Raw genomic sequence first — 1,934 nt, 5'->3', positions numbered from 1 at the left:
CAAAACTAGCACCACCCATACCGTCCCGTCCGGTGGTCGATCCTACGTACAGCACCGGATTGCCAATGCCCACAGCACCAGATTTAACGATTTCCGGGGTTTCCATCAGTCCCAAAGCCATCGCGTTCACCAGGGGATTGCCGCCATAGGACGCGTCAAAATACACCTCGCCGCCTACCGTCGGCACCCCGACACAGTTGCCATAGTGGGAAATGCCGGACACCACCCCCCCGAAGAGTTGGCGGGTACGGGCATCGTCTAGGGAGCCAAAGCGCAGGGAGTTGAGAATGGCGATCGGACGGGCACCCATGGTGAAAATATCGCGGAGAATGCCCCCCACTCCGGTCGCTGCGCCTTGAAACGGTTCCACCGCAGACGGGTGGTTATGGGATTCGATCTTGAACGCGAGACGCAGTCCGTCCCCGACATCGACGACCCCTGCATTCTCGCCAGGGCCAACCAGAATGCGCGGCCCCGTGGTGGGAAACTGCTTCAGCAGCGGACGGGAATTCTTGTAGCAGCAATGCTCTGACCACATCACGCCAAACATGCCCAGTTCGGCTTTGTTGGGATGCCGACCCAAGCGACGCACAATTTCCTCGTACTCGTCCGGCTTGATGCCCTCGGCGGCAATTTCTTCGGGGGAGAAAGGAGCAGACGACAGCGTAGACATGATGAACCTCTGGCAGGCGGAACAGTTTTCAATTGTATCGGGATTTGCGGGGTGGGATTTTTCCGTTTGGCGGTAATGTTCAGGGTGCTGCGTTGCCACAACTTAGGGAACGAGAGGGGACTGGGCGATCGCCTGCTGCACCTCTGGCAACGGACTCGGAGCATCGCCTATCCAGGTCAGCGTAGCCGAACGGCGATCGCCCGCTGTCATCGTTAGCGCAATCTGAAGATAAGCGTCGGGACGGTGCGGCATCCGCTCTGCCCACTCAATCGCCACAATGCCCAGGGGACATTCTATGCCCTCCCAATACTGCTCAATAAACAGTCCGGCCACATCCGCTGGCTCTAACCGATACAGATCCAGGTGATACAGCGGCATTGTGCCTTCTAGATATTCCTGAATCAAGGCAAAGGTCGGGCTGGTGATCGGTTCCGTGATTCCCAGTCCTTCCCCTATTCCCTGAACGAGGGATGTTTTGCCAGCACCCAAATCCCCCGAGAGCAACACAATGGTTCCAGGGGGGAGCGATCGCCCCAGGGCATGGCCTAGGGTGCGGGTAGCGACGAGATCGGGTAATGGAATAGTAATGGACTGCATAGGACCCAAGGTTTCGATCATTGACAACCCGTTTCAGGAACAGGGAACTGCATCCAGATTGGAAGGGTATCAAGTGAAAACAGGAACCGCCACGCCCGGAGCATGACCGATTCCTGCTTTAGCTCTTTGCAAACTCAACATCAGTGAACAACCACCAATGCAAAGTTAATAGGTGCTGAGCAATACGCTCAGACGACCTTAGTCGTCATAAACGCGGCACTCAGCAGCTTCAGGATTGTCATCGCAGTACTTTTCGAAGTAGGTCTTTTCAGGGGTGTTTTGCTTTTGGTGAGCAGCTTCAGCCTGTAATTCTTCCACTGCGTCCCAAGCGGCTGCACAAGCAGCGGGGTCATCCGCTTCGCAAACCGCACGGGCTTGCTCAACTTCTTTTTCAATCAAATCGTGAATATCGCTCATGAGATTTATGATTGCCAGTTCACTAAACGTCAATAGGTAGGTATGCTTACCAGGTCTATCTTAGTCTGAAAGATAACGGGTATTCATGTGATCTTAAGATGAGTGGATGCTCTGGGTAGAACATTCAATGATAGACCTCTCCCCTCTATGCTAGCGACTCTCTCCATCCCACAGTGTTGAAATTTTTAGTGACATCCTCCCGACGCTCACCCTATCGGGTAGAGCGCGGGCTTCCCCAGATCGCTCT

At 54.8% G+C, this 1,934-nt stretch carries 3 protein-coding genes; all 3 read right to left on the bottom strand.

Annotated elements, in window-relative coordinates; translation table 11 throughout:
- On the bottom strand, positions 1-673 hold a 673-nt coding region (locus tag IGR76_02820; GenBank protein MBF2077465.1), incomplete at its 3' end, for a phosphoribosylformylglycinamidine synthase II.
- Between the two features lie 102 nt (positions 674-775).
- Complete coding sequence (gene tsaE / locus IGR76_02815; GenBank protein ID MBF2077464.1) at positions 776-1,270, bottom strand: tRNA (adenosine(37)-N6)-threonylcarbamoyltransferase complex ATPase subunit type 1 TsaE; 495 nt, start codon at positions 1,268-1,270, stop codon at positions 776-778.
- Positions 1,271-1,468: 198 nt separating this feature from the next.
- Positions 1,469-1,687, bottom strand: a complete 219-nt coding sequence (locus IGR76_02810; GenBank protein ID MBF2077463.1) for a hypothetical protein — start codon at positions 1,685-1,687, stop codon at positions 1,469-1,471.
- Positions 1,688-1,934: the final 247 nt, after the last annotated feature.

The organism is Synechococcales cyanobacterium T60_A2020_003, from assembly GCA_015272205.1.
Lineage (GTDB): Bacteria > Cyanobacteriota > Cyanobacteriia > RECH01 > RECH01 > JACYMB01.
The sequence above is the reverse complement of the archived record's forward strand: the minus strand, read 5'-3'. Positions and strand labels throughout refer to the sequence as shown.

Bases quoted from the DNA above. Each gene is read 5' to 3' on its own strand.
- tsaE (MBF2077464.1), bottom strand. From the start codon at position 1,270: ATGCAGTCCATTACTATTCCATTACCCGATCTCGTCGCTACCCGCACC.
- IGR76_02810 (MBF2077463.1), bottom strand. From the start codon at position 1,687: ATGAGCGATATTCACGATTTGATTGAAAAAGAAGTTGAGCAAGCCCGT.